At 63.4% G+C, this 1,122-nt stretch carries 1 protein-coding gene; it reads right to left on the bottom strand.

The annotated features are described in order from the left end of the window. Positions 1-7: 7 nt before the first annotated feature. Positions 8-1,122, bottom strand: a protein-coding gene (locus tag BN874_RS24035; RefSeq protein WP_230314512.1) for an IS630 family transposase whose coding sequence is annotated in 2 segments (ribosomal slippage) — positions 8-714 and positions 714-1,122 — 1,116 coding nt annotated over the 2 segments. Because the reading frame shifts where the segments join, the coding sequence is not laid out codon by codon here. This gene is flagged as partial in the annotation.

Genomic DNA, 1,122 nt, shown 5'->3' with positions numbered 1-1,122 from the left:
TAGTACTTCACCCGCTCTGAATTGACGGGTAGAGGCGTTTTAACTTGATGCGGGCATCGGGGGTGGTGAAGCGCCAGTTGACTGGGTGGAGGCAAGCGTTGCGCGCCTGTTGCCAGGCGACCACCGCCTGGGTCAGGGTATCGGCGTCGGGGATACGACGATCCAGGCACTGCCGGCTGAGGACACTGAGTTCGATCTCGGCCCTATTCAGCCCACTGCCATGTTTGGGAGTGTGATGAATCTCCAGCCGGTTGATCAGCGACCGAGCTAGTTTCGGCTCAAACGCTTGATACAGTGCTGCGGGTTTATGGGTGTTCAAATTGTCCATCACCAGAACCCCTTTCTCGGCGTGCGGATAGCGGATCTCCAGCAGATCGTGGACCTCTTGGGCAAAATCGACCGCTGTCCGCTGCGCGGTGACAGTGACATGGCGGTGCCCGGTGAGGGGTTCCTGGGTCAGGAACAGGTTGGCGGTTCCACACCGTTCGTACTCGTAGTCCACCCGTTCGGGCTGACCGGGTTCGGCGGGCAACGGGGTCCGGGTTTCGGCCACTAACTGCTTGCTGATTTCGTCCAGGCAGACCACCGGATGGGTCGGATCGTAGGGCCGGGTATACACCTCCAGCACGTCCTCCATGGCGCAGACGAACTCGGCGTTGGCCTGCGGGGGAATCCCCCACTGCTGGCGCAACCAGGGCTTGAGTTCGTTTTTTTGAGCGTCATGCGCACGCATTCCGGGCTGATCGCGTCCACCACTTCCAGTTCCACCAACCGATCGGCCAGCAGCCGCAAGGTCCTGTTCGCCCGCCCTTCGGGGGGTGCGCCGCAAGCCAGCGCGATCAGGTGCGCTTCCTGGGCGCCATCGAGCTTGCGATATTGTCGGCCGGTCGGCTTTTTCCGGAACAGCGCCGCCGTGAGTCCCTCTTCCACGAACGCCTGGCGGACCCGGTACACCGTGGAGGCCCCGCATTCCACCGCCTCAGCCATCCGCTCATCGTCCCAGCCCGGCCCGCCCGCGCCCGCATCCGCCTTGAGCAAAATGCGCGCGTGGAGGATCACCGACGCCGCTCGCGTCCCCGTGCGGCTCAGATCCTCCCGTTGGGTGCGCTCTTCATCGGTCAA

The organism is Candidatus Contendobacter odensis Run_B_J11, from assembly GCF_000531125.1.
Classification (GTDB): Bacteria; Pseudomonadota; Gammaproteobacteria; order Competibacterales; family Competibacteraceae; genus Contendibacter; species Contendibacter odensensis.
This window is presented reverse-complemented; position numbering and strand designations above follow the sequence as displayed.